The 19,833-nt window shown below is 69.8% G+C and carries 20 protein-coding genes; 13 read left to right on the top strand and 7 right to left on the bottom strand.

The features are described from left to right. Window positions 1–17: 17 nt before the first annotated feature. Both MWN33_RS08535 and fumC read right to left on the bottom strand, forming a co-directional pair. Complete coding sequence (locus MWN33_RS08535; RefSeq protein WP_247200061.1) at window positions 18–635, bottom strand: Spy/CpxP family protein refolding chaperone; 618 nt, start codon at window positions 633–635, stop codon at window positions 18–20. A gap of 132 nt (window positions 636–767) precedes the next feature. Continuing rightward, window positions 768–2,159 carry a class II fumarate hydratase gene (gene fumC / locus MWN33_RS08530; RefSeq protein WP_247200060.1) on the bottom strand — a complete coding sequence of 464 codons (1,392 nt, stop codon included), beginning with the start codon at window positions 2,157–2,159 and terminating at the stop codon, window positions 768–770. Window positions 2,160–2,587: 428 nt separating this feature from the next. Between fumC and MWN33_RS08525 the strand changes: the two genes are divergently transcribed. From MWN33_RS08525 to MWN33_RS08500, 6 genes are all read left to right on the top strand, one after another. Continuing rightward, entirely contained in the window at window positions 2,588–2,776 is a 189-nt protein-coding gene (locus MWN33_RS08525; RefSeq protein ID WP_247200059.1) for a DUF4169 family protein, read from the top strand. Next, the gene (locus tag MWN33_RS08520) at window positions 2,773–3,051 is read left to right on the top strand and encodes a ribbon-helix-helix domain-containing protein (RefSeq protein ID WP_247200058.1); all 279 of its coding nucleotides are present in this window, start codon (window positions 2,773–2,775) and stop codon (window positions 3,049–3,051) included. The genes MWN33_RS08525 and MWN33_RS08520 overlap by 4 nt, the downstream gene beginning before the upstream one ends. A 181-nt stretch (window positions 3,052–3,232) precedes the next feature. Further along, window positions 3,233–4,387 (top strand): FtsH protease activity modulator HflK, encoded by a 1,155-nt coding sequence (hflK, locus tag MWN33_RS08515; protein ID WP_247200057.1) that lies wholly within the window; start codon window positions 3,233–3,235, stop codon window positions 4,385–4,387. Further along, window positions 4,384–5,334, top strand: coding sequence for a protease modulator HflC (hflC, locus tag MWN33_RS08510; RefSeq protein ID WP_247200056.1), 951 nt, complete (start codon window positions 4,384–4,386; stop codon window positions 5,332–5,334). Before hflK ends, hflC begins: the two co-directional genes overlap by 4 nt. Window positions 5,335–5,346: 12 nt before the next feature. Beyond that, a complete protein-coding gene (locus MWN33_RS08505; protein WP_247200055.1) occupies window positions 5,347–5,532 on the top strand; it encodes a DUF2065 domain-containing protein in 186 nt (61 codons plus the stop codon). A 235-nt stretch (window positions 5,533–5,767) separates the two neighbouring features. Continuing rightward, window positions 5,768–7,267 (top strand): Do family serine endopeptidase, encoded by a 1,500-nt coding sequence (locus tag MWN33_RS08500; RefSeq protein ID WP_247200054.1) that lies wholly within the window; start codon window positions 5,768–5,770, stop codon window positions 7,265–7,267. Between the two features lie 211 nt (window positions 7,268–7,478). On the opposite strand, the gene MWN33_RS08495 is transcribed toward MWN33_RS08500, so the two are convergent. Both MWN33_RS08495 and MWN33_RS08490 read right to left on the bottom strand, forming a co-directional pair. Beyond that, entirely contained in the window at window positions 7,479–8,015 is a 537-nt protein-coding gene (locus MWN33_RS08495) for a DUF1036 domain-containing protein (RefSeq protein ID WP_247200053.1), read from the bottom strand. Beyond that, window positions 7,984–9,276, bottom strand: a complete 1,293-nt coding sequence (locus MWN33_RS08490) for a glycerate kinase type-2 family protein (RefSeq protein WP_247200052.1) — start codon at window positions 9,274–9,276, stop codon at window positions 7,984–7,986. The genes MWN33_RS08495 and MWN33_RS08490 overlap by 32 nt, the downstream gene beginning before the upstream one ends. A gap of 171 nt (window positions 9,277–9,447) precedes the next feature. On the opposite strand from MWN33_RS08490, the gene MWN33_RS08485 reads away from it, so the two are divergent. The 3 genes from MWN33_RS08485 (at window position 9,448) to MWN33_RS08475 (ending at window position 11,114) form a co-directional block, all read left to right on the top strand. Continuing rightward, window positions 9,448–10,308 carry an N-formylglutamate amidohydrolase gene (locus MWN33_RS08485; protein ID WP_247200051.1) on the top strand — a complete coding sequence of 287 codons (861 nt, stop codon included), beginning with the start codon at window positions 9,448–9,450 and terminating at the stop codon, window positions 10,306–10,308. Window positions 10,309–10,343: 35 nt separating this feature from the next. Beyond that, on the top strand, window positions 10,344–10,646 hold the full coding sequence (locus tag MWN33_RS08480; protein ID WP_247200050.1) for a DUF1244 domain-containing protein: 303 nt from the start codon (window positions 10,344–10,346) through the stop codon (window positions 10,644–10,646). A gap of 189 nt (window positions 10,647–10,835) precedes the next feature. Continuing rightward, entirely contained in the window at window positions 10,836–11,114 is a 279-nt protein-coding gene (locus MWN33_RS08475) for a DUF2312 domain-containing protein (protein WP_247200049.1), read from the top strand. 199 nt (window positions 11,115–11,313) lie between these two features. On the opposite strand, the gene MWN33_RS08470 is transcribed toward MWN33_RS08475, so the two are convergent. After that, window positions 11,314–12,942, bottom strand: a complete 1,629-nt coding sequence (locus tag MWN33_RS08470) for a peptidoglycan L,D-endopeptidase MepK (protein ID WP_247200048.1) — start codon at window positions 12,940–12,942, stop codon at window positions 11,314–11,316. A 274-nt stretch (window positions 12,943–13,216) separates the two neighbouring features. Further along, the gene (locus MWN33_RS08465; RefSeq protein WP_247200047.1) at window positions 13,217–15,307 is read right to left on the bottom strand and encodes a L,D-transpeptidase family protein; all 2,091 of its coding nucleotides are present in this window, start codon (window positions 15,305–15,307) and stop codon (window positions 13,217–13,219) included. 319 nt (window positions 15,308–15,626) lie between these two features. Between MWN33_RS08465 and purE the strand changes: the two genes are divergently transcribed. The 4 genes from purE (at window position 15,627) to MWN33_RS08445 (ending at window position 18,842) form a co-directional block, all read left to right on the top strand. Then, window positions 15,627–16,127 carry a 5-(carboxyamino)imidazole ribonucleotide mutase gene (gene purE, locus MWN33_RS08460; protein WP_247200046.1) on the top strand — a complete coding sequence of 167 codons (501 nt, stop codon included), beginning with the start codon at window positions 15,627–15,629 and terminating at the stop codon, window positions 16,125–16,127. Continuing rightward, window positions 16,124–17,212, top strand: coding sequence for a 5-(carboxyamino)imidazole ribonucleotide synthase (locus tag MWN33_RS08455; RefSeq protein ID WP_247200045.1), 1,089 nt, complete (start codon window positions 16,124–16,126; stop codon window positions 17,210–17,212). The genes purE and MWN33_RS08455 overlap by 4 nt, the downstream gene beginning before the upstream one ends. Before the next feature lie 116 nt (window positions 17,213–17,328). After that, entirely contained in the window at window positions 17,329–18,315 is a 987-nt protein-coding gene (locus tag MWN33_RS08450; protein WP_247200044.1) for a protein-methionine-sulfoxide reductase heme-binding subunit MsrQ, read from the top strand. A gap of 50 nt (window positions 18,316–18,365) precedes the next feature. Beyond that, on the top strand, window positions 18,366–18,842 hold the full coding sequence (locus tag MWN33_RS08445; protein WP_247200043.1) for a nuclear transport factor 2 family protein: 477 nt from the start codon (window positions 18,366–18,368) through the stop codon (window positions 18,840–18,842). Between the two features lie 3 nt (window positions 18,843–18,845). On the opposite strand, the gene miaA is transcribed toward MWN33_RS08445, so the two are convergent. Continuing rightward, window positions 18,846–19,769 (bottom strand): tRNA (adenosine(37)-N6)-dimethylallyltransferase MiaA, encoded by a 924-nt coding sequence (gene miaA, locus MWN33_RS08440; RefSeq protein WP_425531978.1) that lies wholly within the window; start codon window positions 19,767–19,769, stop codon window positions 18,846–18,848. Window positions 19,770–19,833 lie beyond the last annotated feature (64 nt).

Below are 19,833 nucleotides of genomic sequence, written 5' to 3'. Positions count from 1 at the left end.
CGCAAGGTCGGTCGGGATCAGAGCGGCTCGCCCTGCGGGCCGGGCATGTCGGGACCGCCGGGAGGCGGCAGGCGGTGATGCATCGGGCCGTCCGGACCGGGACGGCCCGGGCCGCCCTGCGGGCCGAAGCGGTGCGGGCCGCGCTCGTGCCGGTCGCCGGCGAACGCCATGTGCGGGCGCTCCGCCTGCTTGAACAGGATGGCGAAGCGGCGCTTCTGCCCCTCGTCGAGGCTGACATAGAGCGGGCCCGCCGCCTCGGCGAGCTTCTTCAGGCTGCCGCCCTTTTCCAGCAGATCGTCGGCGCGCGCCTGCAGGCGCTGGACGACATCCGGGCGCTCGCCCTTACTGCGCTCGGCCTTCTCGGCGCGGCGCTCGGCGCGCTGGTCGATGCGCTCCTGCGCACTCTCGCGCAGCGCGCTTTCCAGCGCCGGCCAAAGCTTCTCCTGCTCGGCATCGAGCCGCAGCCCCGCCTTCAGCGCCGCGATGCGCGCGTCGCTCATGGCGCCGGCGAATTCGGCGATCTGCTCAGGGGTGGGACGGGGGCGCTCGCTGGACCGCAGTTCCGGCGCGGCGATGCCGAAAGTCACGCTGGCGAGCAGCGCGGCGGCAGTGGCGGCGATAATGGTACGCTTCATCGGCCTCATCTCCGTTGGAAGTGAGGCCGATGGTGGTGCGCGAACCGAAGAAACTCAAATGAAACTTCGGTAATGAATCCGAACAACTTTCAGAAACGAAGATGAACGGTCATTCAGGTTGATGAATAGCTATTAACCGGGCGAGATCATCTTCTCGGGACGAACGGCGGCATCGAATTCCTCGTTCGTGACATAGCCGCCGCCGACCGCTTCCTCGCGCAGCGTGGTGCCGTTCTTGTGCGCGGTCTTGGCGATCTTGGCCGCGTTGTCGTAGCCGATCTTGGGCGCCAGAGCCGTCACCAGCATCAGCGAGCGCTCCAGCGCGCCCTTGATGTTGTCCTCGCGCGGCTCGATGCCGACGACGCAATTGTCGGTGAAGCTCACCGCCGCGTCGGAGAGCAGGCGCACCGACTGGATGAAATTGTAGGCCATGACGGGATTGTAGACGTTCAGCTCGAAATGGCCCTGGCTGCCGGCGAAGCTGAGCGCGGCATTGTTGCCGAACACCTGCACGCAGACCTGGGTGAGCGCCTCGCACTGGGTCGGATTCACCTTGCCCGGCATGATGGACGAGCCTGGTTCGTTCTCCGGCAGCGAGAGCTCGCCGAGGCCCGAGCGCGGGCCCGAGCCGAGCAGGCGGATGTCGTTGGCGATCTTGAACAGCGACACCGCCACCGTGTTGATCGCGCCGTGCGAGAACACCATGGCGTCATGGGCGGCCAGCGCCTCGAACTTGTTGGGCGCCGAGGTGAAGGGCAAGCCGGTGATGGCGGCGATCTTCTCGGCCACCTTCTCGGCAAAGCCGACCGGCGCGTTGAGCCCGGTGCCGACGGCGGTGCCGCCCTGCGCCAGCTCCATCAGCGCCGGCAGCGTCTGCTCGATGCGGGCGATGCCGTTCGTCACCTGCTGGGTGTAGCCGGAGAATTCCTGGCCGAGGGTCAGCGGGGTGGCGTCCTGCGTGTGGGTGCGGCCGATCTTGATGATGCCCGCCCACGCCGTCGCCTTGGCGTCGAGCGCGTCGCGCAGCTTTGTCAGCGCGGGGATCAGCTCGTTCACCAGTTCCTCGGCGGCCGCGATGTGCATGGCCGTCGGGTAGGTGTCGTTGGACGACTGGCTCATATTGACGTGGTCGTTCGGGTGCACCGGCTTCTTGGAGCCCTTGGTGCCGCCCAGCATCTCGATGGCGCGGTTCGAGATCACCTCGTTGGCGTTCATGTTCGACTGCGTGCCCGAGCCGGTCTGCCAGACCGCGAGCGGGAAATGCGCGTCGAGCTTGCCGTCGATCACCTCCTGCGCCGCCTTGACGATGGCGTCCGCGATGGCGGGGTCGAGATGGCCGAGCTCGCGGTTGGTCTCCGCCGCGGCGCGCTTGATGACGCCGAGCGCGCGGATCACCGGGAGGGGCTGCTTCTCCCAGCCGATCTTGAAATTGCCGAGCGAGCGCTGCGCCTGCGCGCCCCAGTACTTGTCGTCCTCCACCTCGATTGGACCGAACGTGTCGGTTTCGATGCGGGTCTTGCTCATCGTCAGAACCTTTCGGGATCGGGCGCCCAGGAAACCGTGCCGCGACACGGGCCGACGAGGCGGGACGCCGCTCGTGCGGGGCGGTCTTAGCACGCGCGTGCGGGAGGGAAAATCCGCCCTCCCCGGAGAGAAGGTTCCCGATCCGCGCCCCCGCCCCGGTCACGAACGCGTGATCAACAGGGACGTGATACGCCCGTCCGTCACCTGCGGGAAGGGCTTGCGGGCTCCGGTAACATGCTCCATCTTTATCGAAATTGGATTCCTTTTCTCAAAATGCCGGCGTCGCCAATATTGAACTGAGCAGTTTGACTATAAGCCTTTGTCCTGAATTCCAAATTTTTGCCGATATTGCCCCTCACCCATATTTCTTGGCCTAAGCGAGCCGGCGATATTGCCGGATGTGCTGGAGCCTGCGGGAGCGAATGCTGATGCCCGACATCATTAATTTGAACCGCTACCGCAAGCGGAGACGACGTGAGGAGGCGGAACAAATCGCCGCCGCACGACGTTTGGAATTCGGCCGTTCGAAGCCTCAGCGCGAGCTGCAAGCCTCAAGCGAGCGGCTGTTGGAAAAATCGCTCGACGGGCATAGGCGCATACGAGAGGACGACACATGAAGAGCCCCGTGGTTAAGCGGTCCATCGTGATTGCTGGGCACAAGACGAGCGTCAGCCTGGAAGACCAGTTCTGGGACGCTCTGAAGGAGATCGCCGCCAACCGGCGCAGCACCCTCTCTGAAATCGTTGCCTCGATCGATTCCGGGCGCAATCAGGGCAATCTCTCTTCCGCCATCCGCCTCTATGTGCTGGCCCATTACCGTGGCCAGGCATCCTCGCGCGACACTATGGACGTCGTGGACCGCCCCACTTCCGCGCGCTCTACCGTTGCGTAAGCGACCCGCGTCGCCCATATCGGGAAATGGCGGCGCGTTGTAACCGGATGCCTCGTCACCTATAACCGCCTCGTCCCGTCTTTCGCACGGAGAGGCGCGGGTCTTTCTGCACGGTGGCGTCTGGCTGTTCTGCGCATGCGGGCCCGGACTCTGCCGGGCGTGCAAACGGAGTGGGCGCGGAATGTCGTGGAAGAACCAGAGCGGTGGACCATGGGGTGGTGGTCCACGCGGCCCCTGGGGCACTGGTCCGCAATCGTCGGGTCCCAATTCTCCTGATCTCGAGGAACTCATCCGCCGCGGCCAGGAACGGCTCCGCACGGCGATGCCCGGGGGCTTCGGCACCGGCAAGGGCATCATCATCGTGCTGGTGCTCGCCATCCTCGCCTGGCTGCTCTCCGGCTTCTACCGGGTTGAGCCCGATGAGCAGGGTGTCGTGCTGCGCTTCGGCAAGTTCGTCGGCACCACCAATCCCGGCTTGAACTACCACATGCCCTACCCGATCGAGACCGTGCTGACCCCGCAGGTCACGCGCGTCAACCGTATCGATATCGGCATCCGCACCGGCGACGACCCGCGCCGCGGCGCCGCCGCGCGCGACGTCGCCGAGGAGAGCCTGATGCTCACCGGCGACGAGAACATCGTCGACGTCGACTTCGCGGTGTTCTGGATGGTCAAGCCCGCCGCCCCCGGCTCGTCCGAGGATGTCGGCGCCGCCAACTTTCTGTTCAACGTGCAGAACCCCGAGGGCACCATCAAGGCGGTGGCCGAGAGCGCCATGCGCGAGGTGGTGGGCCGCACCAACATCCAGCCGATCCTCACCGGCGCCCGCCAGAACATCGAGACGGCGGTGCAGGAGCTGATGCAGCGCACGCTCGACAGCTACAAGGCCGGCATTCTCGTCACCCAGGTGCAGCTCCAGAAGGTCGACCCGCCGCAGCAGGTGATCGACGCCTTCCGCGACGTGCAGGCCGCCCGCGCCGACGCCGAGCGTCTGCAGAACGAGGCGCAGTCCTATGCCAACCGCGTGGTTCCCGAGGCGCGCGGCGACTCCGCCCGCATCACCCAGGGCGCCGAAGGCTACAAGGAGCGCGCCATCATCGAGGCGCGCGGTCAGGCGGCCCGCTTCCTCAGCGTTCTCGCCGAATACCAGAAGGCCCCGGAAGTCACGCGCCAGCGCCTCTATCTCGAAACCATGGAGCGCGTGTTCGACGGCATGGACAAGGTGATCATCGATCAGGCGGCGAGCGGGAATTCCGGCGTCGTGCCCTACCTGCCGCTCGCCCCGCTCAGCGGACGCACGCCCGCCGCGGCGGCCGGCCAGGGAGCCGTGAAATGAAGAACAGCATCGGTCTCGTCCTCGCGGTCGTCGCCGCCGCCGTTCTCATCGGCCTCTATTCGGCGCTGTTCACCGTCTACCAGACCCAGCAGGCCCTCGTGCTGCGCTTCGGCGAGCCGGTGCGCGTCATCGAGGAGCCGGGCCTTCACGTGAAGATTCCGCTGGTCGACAGCGTGATCTTCGTCGACAAGCGCATCCTCGACCTCGAGAACCCCTCGCAGGAAGTGATCGCCGCCGACCAGAAGCGCCTCGTCGTCGACGCCTTCGCCCGCTACCGCATCACCAACCCGCTGCGCTTCTACCAGTCGGTGGGCTCGGTAGAAGGCGCGAATTCGCGCCTTGCCACCATCCTCAACTCGTCGCTGCGCCGCGTGCTCGGCGAATCGAGCTTCACCGAGGTGGTGCGCGACCAGCGCGAGAACCTGATGGCGCGCATCCGCGATCAGGTGAACCGCGAGGCGGGCGGTTTCGGCATCAACGTGCTCGACGTGCGCATCCGCCGCGCCGACCTGCCGGAGGCGAACAGCCAGGCGGTGTTCCAGCGCATGCAGACCGAACGCCAGCGCGAGGCGTCGGAGATCCGCGCCCAGGGCGGCGAGGCGGCGCAGACCATCCGCTCGCGCGCCGACCGCGACTCGACGATCATCGTCGCCGAGGCCAACGCCACCGCCGACAAGCTGCGCGGCGAAGGCGAGGCCCAGCGCAACGAGATCTTCGCGCAGGCCTATGGGCGCGATAAGGGCTTCTTCGACTTCTACCGCTCCATGCAGGCCTATGAGGCCTCGCTGAAGGGCGCGGATACGCGGATGCTGCTGTCGCCGGATTCGGAGTTCTTCCGCTTCTTCAACAATCCGGCCGCAGTCGCGCCGATGGCGGGCGAGCCCGCTGCGGCGCCCGCTGCCGCGCCGGTGGCTCCGGCCCCGGCTGCGCCCGCGCCGGCCAACTGACGCAGCGCGACGATGTCCGATCTCATCGTCGCGCTCGGCCTGGTACTGGTGATCGAGGGGCTGATGCTCGCCGCCCTGCCGGGGGCGGTGCGCAACGCCGCCGAGTCGATCGGGCAGTTGCCCGACGCCCCGCTGCGCCTCGCCGGCCTCGGCGGCGCGATCCTCGGCCTCATCGTGATCTGGCTGATCCGGGGCTGACGCCCCGCCCGCCGCCTCAAGCCCGCGCGCCGCTCCCCGGCGCGCGGGTTTTTCGTTTCCCGTCCATGAGCGAGTCCATGGATGGGCCGGCACGCGCGGCTGCGTCCATGGGGCTATTCTCCTCGCGCGCTTTTGGCTTGCATCGCGCCTTCCGCCGGGTAGCGTCGGGCGGTCAGGTAAGGACGGCGCATGCGAGGCATCGTCCGTTTCGGCGCGGCGTCGCCAAGGAGGTTCCATGAATCAGCGCCCCGTGCGTTTCCGAATCGGCGCAGCCCTCAGGCACGGCCTTGCCGCCGCCGGGCTCATCCTCGCCCTCGCCGCGCCGCACGCCGCGCTCGCCGCCGCGACCAAGGGTCCCGACACGGTGGCCGACACCGCCGCGCTGGTGATGGACGCGGTGGTCAACATCTCCACCTCGCAGACGGTGGCGCCCTCGCGCAGCGTGCCGACGCCCGACCTGCCGCCCGGCTCGCCTTTCGAGGAGTTCTTCGAAGAATTCTTCAAGCGCCGCCAGCAGCAGGGCGACGATCAGGGCCCGCGCCGCGTCTCCTCGCTGGGCTCGGGCTTCGTCATCGACCCCGCCGGATTCATCGTGACCAATAACCACGTCATCGCCGACGCCGACGAGATCTTCGCCAATTTCGCCGACGGCTCGAAGCTCAAGGCCGAGGTGATCGGCCGCGACACCAAGATCGACCTCGCCCTGCTCAAGGTGACGCCGGAGGCGGGCAAGACGCTCACCTCGGTGAAGTTCGGCAATTCCGACATGCTGCGCGTCGGCGACTGGGTGATGGCGATCGGCAACCCGTTCGGCCTCGGCGGCACGCTCACGGTCGGCGTCATCTCGGCGCGCAACCGCGACATCAATTCCGGGCCCTACGACAATTTCCTGCAGACCGACGCCGCCATCAACCGCGGCAATTCCGGCGGCCCGCTGTTCAACATGGACGGCGACGTGATCGGCATCAATACCGCCATCATCTCGCCCTCGGGCGGCTCCATCGGCATCGGCTTCGCCGTGCCCTCCAACACCGCCGTGCCGATCATCGCCCAGCTCAAGGAATTCGGCGAAACGCGGCGCGGCTGGATCGGCGTGCGCATCCAGCAGGTGACGCCGGAGATTGCCGAAAGCCTCTCCCTCGGCCGCCCGCGCGGCGCGCTGATCGGCTCCGTCACCGATGACGGCCCGGCCGCCAAGGGCGGGCTGAAGGCGGGCGACGTCGTCGTGTCCTTCGACGGCAAGGAAGTGAAGGACATGCGCGCCCTGCCGATCATCGTCGCCGACACGCCGGTCGACAAGGAGGTCGAGGTCGTCGTCGTCCGCAAGGGCGAGGAGCAGAAGCTGAAGCTCACGGTCGGCCGTCTCGACGAGGGCGACGCCCCGCGCGCCGCCGAAGCCGGCGAGAAGAAGCCCGACGCCCCGGCCCCCACCGCCGGCGTCAAGCTGCTGGGCGTCGAGATCACCGAACTCACCCCGGAGTTGCGCACCCGCTTCAAGATCAAGGACGAGTTGAACGGCGTCGTCGTGCTGTCGGTGGAGCCCGGCTCGGTCGCCGCCGAGCGCGGCATCGCGGCCGGCAGCGTCATCGCCGAGGTCAACCAGGAAGCGACGCAGACGCCCAAGCAGGTGCAGGACCGCATCGCGGCGCTGAAGAAGGAAGGCCGCCGTTCGGCGCTGCTGATGGTCTCCGACCCGCAGGGCCAGGTGCGCTTCACCGCGCTGCCGATCGAATAGGAGGGCCGGCGAACCCGCGTCGTCCCGACAACGTCATCCCGGAACGGTCGTCAGACCGTATCCGGGATCGCGGGCAGCGTCAGACGTGAAAACAATCCGGGCTCTGCGGCTTCGCCGGAGCCAGTCCTCGGGCTTGCCGAAGGCAGGACCCTTGGGACCGGGATGACGGTTTATTCCTGAATGGCTCAGGCCTTGGGTTTCAGGCCTTGGTTCAAGGCTTCTTGGGCGGCAGCGGCGCCACGGCGGGAGCACCCGCCTGCGCCTGCGGCTTGCTCTCGGTGAGCTGCACGGTCCAGCTCTTCTGTTCCTGCGTATCCACCTCGAAGAAGCCCGTGCGGTCATAGCCGCGCGCCAGGCAATCCTCGATGCCGCGAATGGTGAACTCCTTCTCGCGGGTGCACATGAAGGCCTTGCCGGCCCACTCCCCGCCGAGATCGTAGTCGATGGCGTAGACGTAATAGAACCGCGCCACCAGATCACCGCGCAGCAGCGTCTCGCAGCTGTTCGGCCCGATGTTCCACCAGCCCTCGGTCGACCACAGCGTGCCGTCCTTGTAGCCCACGGCGATGCCGACGCGGCTGGTGGAGCGGTTGCACAGGCGGAAATCGGCCGAGGCCGGCGCCGGGGCCAGCACGGCGAGCAGCGGCGCCAGCGCGAGCGCCGGCAGCAGCGCACGGACGGCGCGGGAAAGCCGCGCCGCGCGTGCTGCAGCGATGTCAGACGTCGACGAAGACGGCTCGGAAATCATTGACGTTGGTGCAGGTCGGACCCGGCGTCAGCAGGTCGCCCAAGGGTTCGAAGAAGCTGGTGGAATCGTTATTGGCGAGAAAGGCGGCAGGATCGAGACCGGCCGCATGGGCGCGCGCCAGCGTGTCCGGCAGCACATAGGCGCCGGCCGGGTCGCTGGCGTCGCCACCGCCGCCATCGGTGCCGTCCGTGTCACCGGCCACCGCATAGATATCCGGGGCGCCGTCGAGCGCGACCGCGAGCGCCAGCGCGAATTCCTGGTTGGGGCCGCCGCGGCCCTGGCCGCGCATGGTCACGGTGAGCTCGCCGCCGGAGAGCAGCACGGCGCGGGTGCCGGCCGCCTTCAGCTCCAGCGCGTGCGCGGCCTGCGCCGCCGCCACCTCGCGCGCCTCGCCTTCCAGATTGTCGCCCAGCAGGATCGGCTCGATGCCGGCCTCGCGGACGATCTTCTCCGCCGCGACGAAGGAATCGGCCGGGCGCGAGATCAGCAGGTACTCGGAATTGGCGAAGGCGGCATCGCCGGGCTTGGGCGATTCATTGGCCGCGTCGCGCAGCGCCACCGCGATGGAGGGCGGCGGATCGATGCGGTAGCGCGCCAGCACGTCGCGCGCCTCGGCGAGCGTCGTCGGATCGGGAACGGTCGGGCCGGAGCCGATCACCGCCGGGTCGTCGCCCGGCACGTCGGAAACCGACAGCGTGACGACCTTCGCCGGCTGGGCCAGCGCCGCCAGACGCCCGCCCTTGATGCGCGAGAGATGCTTACGCACCGTGTTGATCTCGGTGATGTTGGCGCCCGAGCGCAGCAGGGCGCGTGTCAGGGCGCGCTTGTCGTCGAGCTCGACGCCGAGCGCCGGGGCGATCCAGTTGGCCGAGGCGCCACCCGACAGCAGCACCAGAACGAGGTCGTCCGCCGTGGCGGAGGCCGCAAGGTCGATCGCCTTCTGGGCTGCGGCGAGGCCTGCCGCATCCGGCACCGGATGGCCGGCCTCGACCATCTCCAGAAGGCGGGTCGGGCGGCCATAGCCATGGCGGGCGACGCCGATGCCGGCGAGACGGGCGGGATCGAAGCCCAGCTCGTCGAGATAATGGCGCTCGGCGACTTCCAGCATCGATCCGGCGGCCTTGCCGGCGGCGAGCAGGATCAGCCGGCCATGGGCGGGCGGAGGCGGCAGGGCGGGCGGCAGGCAGGTGGAGGGATGCGCGGCCGCGACGGCGGCGGTGAACAGGCGATCGAGAAAGGCACGCGCCGAAGCATCCGTCATCTTTGTCCTACCCGCCCCTCCGGGGGCCTTTCCGCCGGTTTGACGGCGGGTCTTGAGCCTTGCGCGCGCCCGCCGAATCCGGTGGAACGACGCGAAACGGGCGTATTCCTATGGCACTGGAAGGCTCACGTCACTATCCTCTCCGCACTTAGTCGAAGCTCACGGGGAAATATGCGCCGCCTCTCGACGGAAGAGCTCGCGACCGACCCGACCGCCGCCGGACCGGCCGACGATGCTTCCGAAACCTACGCCGCCTTCGAGCGCGTTCCCGGCTCGCTGGACGCCGGCCTTATCCTGCTCTGCGACCACGCCTCGAACGCGCTGCCGCCCGGCTACGGCTCGCTCGGCCTACCCAAGGCGGAGCTGGAACGCCACATCGGCTACGATATCGGCGCCGCCGGCGTCACCCGCATGCTGGCGCACCGGCTCGGCTGCCCGGCGCTGCTCACCCGCTTCTCGCGCCTGCTGATCGACCCCAATCGCGGCGAGGACGATCCCACCCTCGTCATGCGCCTTTCCGACGGCGCGGTGATCCCCGGCAACCGCAACGCCGACGCCGCCGAGGTGGAACGCCGGCTCGCCCACTTCCACCGGCCCTACCATGCCGCCGTCAATGAGGAGATCGAGGCGGCGCTGGCCGCTGGCGTGGTGCCCGCCATCCTCTCCATGCACAGCTTCACCCCGAGCTGGCGCGGGCGCGCGCGGCCGTGGCACGCGGCGATCCTGTGGGACAGCGACCCGCGCTTCACCCGCGAGCTGATCGACGCGCTGGAAGCGCCGGGCGACCTCATCGTCGGCGACAACGAACCCTATGACGGCGCGCTGCGCGGCGACTGCCTGTTCCGCCACGCCACGCTGCGCGGCCTCGCCAGCACGCTGCTGGAAATCCGGCAGGACCTGATCGCCGACGAGGAGGGCCAGCGCGAATGGGCCGAGCGGCTGGCCGGGCTGCTGCCCGCCATCCTCGCCCGGCCGGAGCTGCACGAGGTGCGCTCCTACGGCTCGCGCACCGGGCCTGTGCCGCCTATCTAGCGGGAGGGCGCAGCCCGCCCCTTGGGAGAGGACCTATGAGCGAGATCGACGACCGCACGCGCACTGAGCTGGAGGCCGCCGCCTTCCGCCGCCTGGTGGCGCATCTGCGCGCGCGCACCGACGTGCAGAACATCGAGCTGATGAATCTGGCCGGCTTCTGCCGCAACTGCCTGTCCAACTGGATGGTGGATGCCGCCCGCGAGCGCGGCGTGCCGCTGGACAAGGACGCCGCGCGCCTCGCCGTCTACGGCATGCCCTATGAGGAGTGGAAGGCGCTGCACCAGAAGGAGGCGAGCCCCGAGCAGCAGGCCGCCTTCACCGGCCCCGGCGCGCACTGAGCATCAAGGCGAGGCCCGATCCGCAGCCGAACAGGGCCGAAACCCGGTGGATAGCGGGGCCAGCAGCCGCGCGGAACGGCCTGCGGCCCGCACGTGTCTTGACGCGCCGGCCCCGTTCGGCTCCTCATCGCCGCCCACATTTCCTACCGGATGGCGGGCCGGCCCGCTTCCGATGATCCCGGAGACACCATGTCCGATATCCCGAACGACCAGCCGCTTTCCGACGCCGCCGCCGGCTTCGCCAAGGAGCAGCTGAAATCCTTCATCGAGCGCATCGAGCGGCTTGAGGAGGAGAAGAAGACCATCGCCGACGACATCAAGGACGTGTTCGCCGAAGCCAAGGGCACCGGCTTCGACACCAAGGCGCTGCGCGAGATCCTGAAGATCCGCAAGCAGGACGCCGACCAGCGCGCCGAGCACGAGGCCATCGTCGACCTGTACCTCCAGGCGCTCGGCATGGTGGGCTGAAGGCTGCAAGCCAAGGGCGCTCCCACGGCACCCCCTCCCTGCCCATACGTCATCCCCGGGCTTGACCCGGGGATCCACGTCGTCGCTCGCAGGAGTGGGGGCGTGAAGCATGGCCGGGCCACCCGGCCGTGACGCCTTGCGGGCGTCGTCGCCAGCCATCAGGACACGTCAGTCTGCCAGCGGAAACCCGCGAGAACCCTCAGAGCGGGTTCTTCAGCGGCGCCGGGCCGGAGACCATGGCGACGACCGGCACCGCGACGATGGCGGCGCCGCTGAAATGCGTCGTCGACAGGCCGTTCGAGGCATCGTCGCCGAAATGCACCACCACAACCTGGCGCGGCGGGGCGACGAAGGCGGCGAAGCGCCTCAGCTCGGGCGTGTGCAGCGAGGCGTTGCCGGAAACCGCCGGGCCGCTGAACAGGCTGCGGATCTCGGCCAGCATCTCCGCCGAATGGGCGCGCGGCTTGTTGCGCGCGCTGGCGGCAGAGGAAGCCGGCATCTGCCGGCCGGCCTCGGGCGAATTGGCGGGCGCCGCCGGCGCGCGGCCGGGCTGGAGCCGCTCGGCGGAGAAGAGGCTGCCGCTGGCATCGGCATAGGCGAGCGCCGGGCCCTGCCCGCCGGTGCCGCGCACGATGAGCTCGGGAAGACCGCCGGCCTCGCTCGGACGGGCCTGCGGCACCGGCACGGCGGCGGCGACCACCGTCCCGGCGAGCGCGGGCTGGCCGGCGCCTGCGGAACGCGACTTCGGCATGGGAATAGCGGCGGCGAGCGCGGCGAGTTCCGGCTTCGCGCCGGCAGCCGGCGGCGCGGGAGGCGTCGGAACCGGCGCGGCGGCGATAACGGGCGTGGCGGCGGCGCGCGGCAGCGGGTTGGGCTGCGGCAGCGGCACCGGATCGGCTGAGGCAAGCCGGGTCGCCACCGGCGGGGCGGCAGGCGCGGTAGCGGGCGCCTCGTCGGCATCGTTGCTCGCGACGGCGGGAGCGGACGCCGCCGGCGTCGCGGCGGGGGCGCTCTCCTCGTCGTCCTCGTCCTTGCCGAACAGGCTGGCGAAAAGGTTCTTGGTCGGCTTGGCCCCGCGCTTGGGATCGTTGCCGCCCGAAAGCCCGGCGAAGGCGGCGCCCGCCCCGCCCGGCTCGGAGCCGCGCGATTCGACGTCGGCCAGCGCCAGCGCATAGCCGGGCATCGGCTTGCCGTCGGCGGGAATATGCACGGTCTTGCCGGTCGGGAAGACGCGGGCGAGTTCGGGCCGGCTCATGCGCGGCCAGTGCCGCACGCCGCCGGTGTCGAGATGCACGAAGGGTGAGCCGGAAGTGGGGTAGAAGCCGACGCCGCCGCGCTGGAGCCGAAGCCCGGCCTCGCGGATCTTCGCCAGCGGCACGCCGGGAATGTAGAAGTCCATCGCCCGCCCCTGCATGTGCAGGCTGGTCTGAGCAACCCCGCGCGAGCGGGCGCGCAGCATGGAATTGGTCTCGGGCGAGCGATAGCCGCCGATCACCTCGATCGGCTGGGTGGCGCCCACCTCGCGGTACACTTCCCACACGATGTCGAAGAGCTGCGGGTCCATGTTGGTCGGCTCTTTGCGCCGCCAGTCCTGCAGGAGAACGTTGAGCTGCTTCAGCGCCGCCGGGTCGTAGCGGCCGTTCTTCTTGAAGGTGACGGTGGCGCTGGCGCCCGAATGCACATGGTGCAGGGTCAGCGAGCGCGTGTCGCCATTGGCCACCGCATCCTGCAGCAGCGTGGTGCCGCACAGCGACGCGAAGGTGGCGATGCCGGCCAGCGCGGTCGCCCTGAGGGCCTTGCCCGTGAGAAGAACTTTGCCGATGCGCACGAATCCGAACCCGGTACAGACGTTCCTTGAGGCGGCACGGACAGCAGCGTCCGGGCCGGACATGGTGAACACAGTGTTGTCGGGTTTGGTTAAGAGGCCCTTACGACCCCGCCCCCACGTTTCTTGGCGTCCATCGCTAAGAAGTGACTGTGGCAAAAGAGTGCCTGCCGGTCAAATTCTCGCGCAATCGGGCGGTCGGGAGGCATTCTTCTCTGGAGCGTGGCTCACACGCCACGCTCCATTACCTTTTCGCCTAACGTCCCGCGCGTTCGTCTCAGCGGGCCAGGGTCGAGGGGCCGCGATCGGCGACGCGGCGCGTGCCGTCGAGGCCGAGAATCGTCTTGGTGGCGGCGTTGATGCCGTAGAGGTCCTCGCGGGTGACGAGGCGGCCATCGGCGTCGACATAGGTGGTGAAATAGACGAGATGCACCGGGAAGCGGCGCTTCAGCGGCACCGATTTCTCGTTGCCGCCGATCAGCTTGCCGATCCTCGGCTGGGTCCAGCCCTCGCCCGGCAGGCCAAGCGAGAACAGCACCTCGGCGAAGGCGAGCGGCTCGTGCACCCGCACGCAGCCATGGCTGAAGGCGCGGCGCTCGCGGGCGAAAAGCGCGCGGCTCGGCGTGTCGTGCAGATAGACCGCGTGCTTGTTGGGGAACATGAACTTCATGCGGCCCAGCGCGTTGCGCTCGCCCGGCTCCTGCCGGAAGGCGTAGCCCTGCGCGCCGCGGCTCCAGTCGACCGAGCCGGGATCGACGATGCGCCCGTTGCGCACCACGTCGATGCCCTGGCGCTCCAGCGCATAGGGGTCCGACATCAGCTTGGGCAGCATCTCGTTGCGGATGATGCTCGGCGGCACGTTCCAGGACGGATTGAACACCGCATACTGCATGGTCTCCGACAGCAGCGGCGTCGGCGTCTCCGGCTTGCCGACCACCACGCGGGTCTCGTGCACGGTCTGCTCGTTGACCACGGCGCGGACCATGAACTCGGGGATGTTGACCATCACATAGATCGGCGCCACGTCATGCGGCACCCAGCGCCAGCGCTCCATATTGGCGATGATCTCGGGAATCTGATCACCGCCTGAGCCGTTGAGCGCGCCGATTGTGGCGCGCCCGACGATGCCGTCGGCGTTCTGGCCGGACAGGCGCTGAAAGTCGCGCACCGCCTCGACGAGCAGCGAATCATAGATCTCGTCCTCCGGTGCGCCGCCGATGCCGAGCCGCGCGCGCAGCAGCGGCACGCGCGGATCGCTCTCGCCCGGACGCAGCAGGGGACCGGGCGGGATCGGCGCGTGACCGGCCACCTGGCCTTCCGCCATGAGCCGGGCGAGCTGCTGCTTGAGCAGCCGGTACTCATCATATTGCGGGGCGAAGGCGGCGAAGGCGGCGCGCGGATTGGGCTGGCCGCTCACGCTTGCCAGCACGCCGGCCGGGTCCGGCACGGTCGGGCTGGGGTCGACGTCCTTGGAGATGGTGGCGGGATTGAAGCGTCCACTCTGCGCGTGGCGCGCATAGAGCAGCGTGGTGGCGGCAAGGCGCAGTTCCATCTCGGCGAGCTGCGCGTCGCTCGGCGCGGCGGGCAGCACCGGCACCGCGTAATCGGCCGGGTTCAGGCCTTCCACTGCAGCGGCAGCGAAGGTGTCGAGCGCGATCTGGCCGAGCGGGGCGAGCTTGCCGGCGCCGGTGAAGACCGGCTGGAAGCCGCGCGCCGTGTAGAAGGCGACCAGCGCCTGCTGCTCGGACTGGCGTGGCGTGAGCCGCACCAGCGGACCGCCGAGCAGTTCGGCGAGCTTGGCCGGCACAGTGGCGCCGGGGACCGGCGCGGCCGGAGCGCTGGGCGCGGCCACCGCCGGCGGGGTGGAAGCCGGCGGCGTGGTGGAGGCCGGGGCCGGGCTCGCGCTGGCGGGGGTGCCGACGGGGGCCGGGTTCGCGGCCGGCGTCGCCTCATGCGCGGGCGCAGGGCCGGAGGTGCCCGAACCCGTGCCGGGCGCGCCGGCGCCGATGGAGGGCTCGGAGGGGGTCACGGCATCGGTCGGCGAGGCATAGAGCGCCAGCGCGGCGCTGCGGGCCGGGCTCGGCGTGCGCGCGCCGGTCATGTCGAAGGGCTGGCTGTCGGCGGCGACCACCGGCAGCGGCGAAGCGCCCTGCCCGCCGCCATAGATCTGCGACGCCCCGGAATGGCCGTCGCCGGTGCCGTTGCCGGCACGGTCGAGCGCGATGGCGGTTCCGGACATTTCCTGCGCCCGCGCGGGCGCAGGGCCGGGGATCGCGAGACCGAAGGCCGCAAGAGCGAGCGCGAGCCCGCCTGCCGCCGTCACGCGCCCCGCGCGTCCACGCCCCACCATTTCGCCGCGACCCGACATCGCTCTCTCCGCCTGTTATATTGCCTGCCGGGGCCGGTGGACGCCCGCGCGACGCCCCACCTTCACCGCCGACCCTCTCCCGTTCAACTCACGAAGACGGCAAAGTTCCGATTTCGGCAGCCCGTTTCGCGCACATTGCCCCGTCACGGTAAAGGTCATGTTAAGCATGTTGGCCCGCCGGGCCGGTCGCGCAGGCCTGCGACGAAGCGCCCCGAGGGCGCGGCGCGCGGGCGGGTGCAGTGAGCCGCGTTCCGCCCTTGCCGTCGGGGCCGCGATTCCTATAATCCGCGCCTTTCTCTGAGGGGTGCGAGCAGACAGAATGAGCGACCAGAGCACGGCCGGCGCGCGGCCCGTCGCCATCATCATGGGCAGCCAGTCGGACTGGGAGACCATGCGCCATGCCAGCGAGATGCTGGAGGCGCTGGGCGTCGGTCACGACTGCCTGATCGTCTCCGCCCATCGCACGCCCGAGCGCATGTTCACCTTCGCCAAAGGCGCGAAGGCGGCCGGCTACAGGGCGATCATCGCCGGGGCCGGCGGCGCCGCCCATCTGCCCGGCATGGTCGCCTCGCTTACCAGCCTGCCGGTGTTCGGCGTGCCGGTGGAATCGAAGGCGCTGTCCGGCCTCGACAGCCTCTATTCCATCGTCCAGATGCCCGCCGGCATCCCGGTCGGCACGCTCGCCATCGGCAAGGCCGGCGCCACCAATGCGGGACTGCTCGCCGCCGCCGTGCTGGCGCTTTCCGACCCGGCGCTGGCGGAGCGGCTCGACGCCTGGCGCGCCGCCCGCACCGCCGCGGTGACGGAGCGCCCGGAATGAGCACCCCCAGGACCCTCAAGCCGGGCGATACCATCGGCATTCTCGGCGGCGGGCAGCTCGCCCGCATGATCGCTCTCGCCGCCGCCCCGCTCGGGCTGAAGGCGCACATCTACGCGCCCGAGGAAGGCAGCCCCGCCTTCCAGGTGGCCGATGCCGTCACCCGCGCCGCCTATGACGACCTCGGCGCGCTGGAGCGCTTCGCCAAGTCCGTCGACGTCGTCACCTACGAATTCGAGAACGTGCCGGTCTACACGGCCGAGTTCCTCGCCGGCCATGTGCCGGTGCACCCGGGCGCGAAGGCGCTCGGCATCACGCAGGACCGGTTGGAAGAAAAGAATTTCGTCTCCCGCCTCGGCATCGAAACCGCCCCCTTCGCGCCGGTCAACAGCGTCGAGGAGCTGGAGGAAGCCCTCGCTGCCATCGGCCGGCCGGCGGTGCTGAAGACCCGCCGCTTCGGCTATGACGGCAAGGGCCAGACGATCATCCGCGAGGGCGACGACCCCGCCGCCGCCTTTGCCGCCATCGGCCACCACCCCGCCATTCTGGAAGGCTTCGTGCCCTTCGAGCGCGAGGTCTCGGTGGTCGCCGCCCGCACCGAGGACGGACGCTTCAATGCCTATGAGGTTACGGAGAACGAGCACCGCCATCACATCCTCTTCCGCTCGACGGTGCCGGCCGACGTGTCGCCGGCGGTGGAGGCGGTCTCGCGCGAGATCGCCCGGCGGCTCGGCGAGGCGCTCGGCTATGTCGGCGTCTTCGCGGTGGAGCTGTTCCTCGTGGTGGTCGACGGCGCGCAGGGCGTTATCGTCAACGAGATCGCCCCGCGCGTGCACAACTCCGGGCACTGGACGCTGGACGGCGCCGTCACCAGCCAGTTCGAACAGCACGTGCGCGCCATCGCCGGCTGGCCGCTCGGCGCGGTGGAGCGGCTCGGCCGGGTGGAGATGACCAACCTCATCGGCGACGAGGCCGACGACTGGCTCGCCGTGCTGGAAGAGCCCGGCGCGCATCTCCACCTCTACGGCAAGGCGGAAGCGCGCCCCGGCCGCAAGATGGGCCATGTGACGCGCATCTTCGAGGAATGAGGGCGGCGCGCCGCCTTGCGCAATCGCACGCCCTCACGCCATCGTGCGGGCGGCGTTGAAATATTGCCGCTGCTGACGCCGTATAGCCGGGTGAGTTCCCTGAAGATGGACCGCCCATGCCCTTCCTGCGCGAGAATTCCGGCAAGCTGAGCCCCGAGAAGATCGGAGCGCTGCTCGTCGTGCTGCTGCCGCTCATCCTGCTCGCCGTGCGCGCGCTTTCCGGCGGCTTCGCGCCGGCCGACCCGTTCGGCGCGGCAGGCCTCGGTCCCGGCCCCGGTGGCGGGCTGGGGGGTAGCGGCCTCGGCGCTCCCGGCCTTGGAGGCGGTGGATTGGGAGGCGGTGGATTGGGTGCCGGCCCCGGTGAGCCGGCGCTCGGCGCCCGTCCGCTCGTCGAGGTGATCCGCTTCATCGGCGACTGGACAATACGCCTGCTGCTGCTCACCCTCGCGGTGACGCCGGCCCGGCGGCTGTTAAACTGGCCGAAGCTGCTGAGCGCACGCCGCACCCTGGGCCTCGGGGCCGCCCTGCTGCTGGCGATCCATTTCACCGCCTATCTCGTCGACATCGGCGATCTCGGCATGGCGGCGCGCGAGATCGTGCTGCGCATCTACCTCACCATCGGCTTCATCGCCCTGCTCGCCTTCGCCGCGCTGGCGGCGACCTCGTGGGACGGCGCGCTGCGCTGGTTGGGTGGGGTGCGCTGGGGCCGGCTGCATGCGCTCATCTATCCCGCCACCGCGCTCGGCATCCTGCATTTCTTCATGCAGCAGAAGCTCGACGTCACCGAGCCGACGCTGATGGCCGGCCTGTTCGTCTGGCTCATGGGCTGGCGGGTGATGCAGCGCTACGGGCGCGGCACGGGCTTTCTCAACCTCCTCGCCCTCGCCGCCTTCAGCGGGCTGGCCACCGCCCTGATCGAGGCCGGCTGGTATCTCGCCGCCACGGGCATCGACCCGGCGCGCGTGCTCGCCGCCAATCTCGACTTCGCCTATTCGATCCGCCCGGCCTGGTGGGTCTTCGCGGCGGGCCTTGTCGCAAGCCTCGCCAGCACGCTGGCGCTACGGTGGCGTCCGTTGCCGGTGCGGCGGCAGGCGAGGGCCTGACCGCGCGCCGACCAGCCCGATCCACCATCCGCCACGCCCGGAGCCCCGCGATGAGCGACGAAACCCGCCCGCCCCTGCCGCCCTTCACCCGCGAGACCGCCACCCGGAAGGTGCGCGGCGCCGAGGACGGCTGGAATTCCTGCGACCCCACCCGCGTTTCGCTGGTCTACACGCCCGACAGCCAGTGGCGGAACCGCGCCGAATTCGTCACCGGCCGCGCCGAGATTGTCGCCTTCCTCACCCGCAAATGGGCGAAGGAGCTGGACTACCGGCTGATCAAGGAACTCTGGGCCTTCACCGAGGAGCGCATCGCCGTGCGCTTCGCCTATGAATGGCACGACGATTCCGGCAACTGGTTCCGCTCCTACGGCAACGAGAACTGGGAATTCGCCGCCAGCGGCCTGATGCAGCGCCGCTTCGCCTGCATCAACGACCTGCCGATCCGCGAGAGCGAGCGCAAGTTCTTCTGGGACCGCTCCGGCCCGCGCCCGGCCGACCATCCCGGCCTGTCCGACCTCGGCCTGTGAGCCTCAGCCGAGGGCGGCGCGCAGCCAGGCGGCGGCTTCGGCCGCGGGCACCGCGCTCCAGCCTTCGAGCTGGTGGCGAAACCAGGTGTCCTGCCGCTTGGCGTAGCGGCGGGTGTCGAGAATGCCCCCCTCGATAGCCTCCTCGCGGGTGATCTCGCCCGCGAGATAGCGGGCGAACCACGGCACGCCGTGCGCCTTCAGGATGGTGCGGTCGGCCGGCAGGCCGCGCGCCAGCAGCGCCCGCGCCTCCTCCAGCGCACCCTGATCCATCATCGCGTGAAAACGCTCGGCGATGCGCTGGCGCAGCCGCGTTCGGTCCGTGGCGAGGAACAGCCGCACGGCCTCCTCGCCCGGCAGCACCGGCGGCCCGGCACGTTCTGCCTGCCAGCGCGCCAGCGGGCGGCCGGTCGCCTCGAACACTTCCAGAGCCCGCATCAGCCGCTGCGTGTCGGAAGGGCGCAGCCGCGCGGCGGTCTCGGGATCGAGGGCGGCGAGCCGGGCGTGCAGCGCGGGCGCGTCCTCGCTCAGCGCGCGCACCCGCGCCCGCACCTCGGCCGGAATCGCCGGCATGGGCGAGAGGCCCTGCGTCAGCGCCTTGAAGTAAAGCCCCGTGCCGCCGATGAAGATCGGCAGCCGCCCCTGCGCCTCCACCTCGGCCAGCGCGCGGCGGGCATCCTCCAGCCAATGGGCGACGGAATACTCCTCGCCGCCGTCGACATGGCCGTAGAGCCGGTGCGGCGCGCGGGCCTCCTCTGCCGGGGTCGGACGGGCGGACAGCACGCGCAGATCGGCATAGACCTGCATGGAGTCGGCGTTGATCACCACGCCGCCGCTGCGCTCGGCGAGTTCCAGCGCCAGCGCCGACTTGCCGCTCGCGGTCGGTCCTGCGATAAGCACCGCGCGCGGGCGCCGCCCCTTCTCCGTCACGCCCGCCTCCAGATTCCGCGCCCGTTCCGCCTTGTTGCCCGCCTCCGGCCCGGCGGCAAGCGTT

The sequence above is a fragment of the Ancylobacter koreensis genome (genome assembly GCF_023016525.1).
Taxonomy (GTDB): Bacteria; Pseudomonadota; Alphaproteobacteria; order Rhizobiales; family Xanthobacteraceae; genus Ancylobacter; species Ancylobacter koreensis.
This window is presented reverse-complemented; position numbering and strand designations above follow the sequence as displayed.

Coding starts and splice junctions, on each gene's coding strand:
- MWN33_RS08475 (WP_247200049.1), top strand. CDS start 10,836: ATGTCCGATATCCCGAACGACCAGCCGCTTTCCGACGCCGCCGCCGGC.
- hflK (WP_247200057.1), top strand. CDS start 3,233: ATGTCGTGGAAGAACCAGAGCGGTGGACCATGGGGTGGTGGTCCACGC.
- MWN33_RS08495 (WP_247200053.1), bottom strand. CDS start 8,015: ATGATTTCCGAGCCGTCTTCGTCGACGTCTGACATCGCTGCAGCACGC.
- MWN33_RS08485 (WP_247200051.1), top strand. CDS start 9,448: ATGCGCCGCCTCTCGACGGAAGAGCTCGCGACCGACCCGACCGCCGCC.
- MWN33_RS08490 (WP_247200052.1), bottom strand. CDS start 9,276: ATGACGGATGCTTCGGCGCGTGCCTTTCTCGATCGCCTGTTCACCGCC.
- MWN33_RS08445 (WP_247200043.1), top strand. CDS start 18,366: ATGAGCGACGAAACCCGCCCGCCCCTGCCGCCCTTCACCCGCGAGACC.
- hflC (WP_247200056.1), top strand. CDS start 4,384: ATGAAGAACAGCATCGGTCTCGTCCTCGCGGTCGTCGCCGCCGCCGTT.
- purE (WP_247200046.1), top strand. CDS start 15,627: ATGAGCGACCAGAGCACGGCCGGCGCGCGGCCCGTCGCCATCATCATG.
- MWN33_RS08505 (WP_247200055.1), top strand. CDS start 5,347: ATGTCCGATCTCATCGTCGCGCTCGGCCTGGTACTGGTGATCGAGGGG.
- MWN33_RS08450 (WP_247200044.1), top strand. CDS start 17,329: ATGCCCTTCCTGCGCGAGAATTCCGGCAAGCTGAGCCCCGAGAAGATC.
- MWN33_RS08480 (WP_247200050.1), top strand. CDS start 10,344: ATGAGCGAGATCGACGACCGCACGCGCACTGAGCTGGAGGCCGCCGCC.
- MWN33_RS08525 (WP_247200059.1), top strand. CDS start 2,588: ATGCCCGACATCATTAATTTGAACCGCTACCGCAAGCGGAGACGACGT.
- MWN33_RS08520 (WP_247200058.1), top strand. CDS start 2,773: ATGAAGAGCCCCGTGGTTAAGCGGTCCATCGTGATTGCTGGGCACAAG.
- MWN33_RS08535 (WP_247200061.1), bottom strand. CDS start 635: ATGAAGCGTACCATTATCGCCGCCACTGCCGCCGCGCTGCTCGCCAGC.
- MWN33_RS08465 (WP_247200047.1), bottom strand. CDS start 15,307: ATGTCGGGTCGCGGCGAAATGGTGGGGCGTGGACGCGCGGGGCGCGTG.
- fumC (WP_247200060.1), bottom strand. CDS start 2,159: ATGAGCAAGACCCGCATCGAAACCGACACGTTCGGTCCAATCGAGGTG.
- MWN33_RS08500 (WP_247200054.1), top strand. CDS start 5,768: ATGAATCAGCGCCCCGTGCGTTTCCGAATCGGCGCAGCCCTCAGGCAC.
- MWN33_RS08455 (WP_247200045.1), top strand. CDS start 16,124: ATGAGCACCCCCAGGACCCTCAAGCCGGGCGATACCATCGGCATTCTC.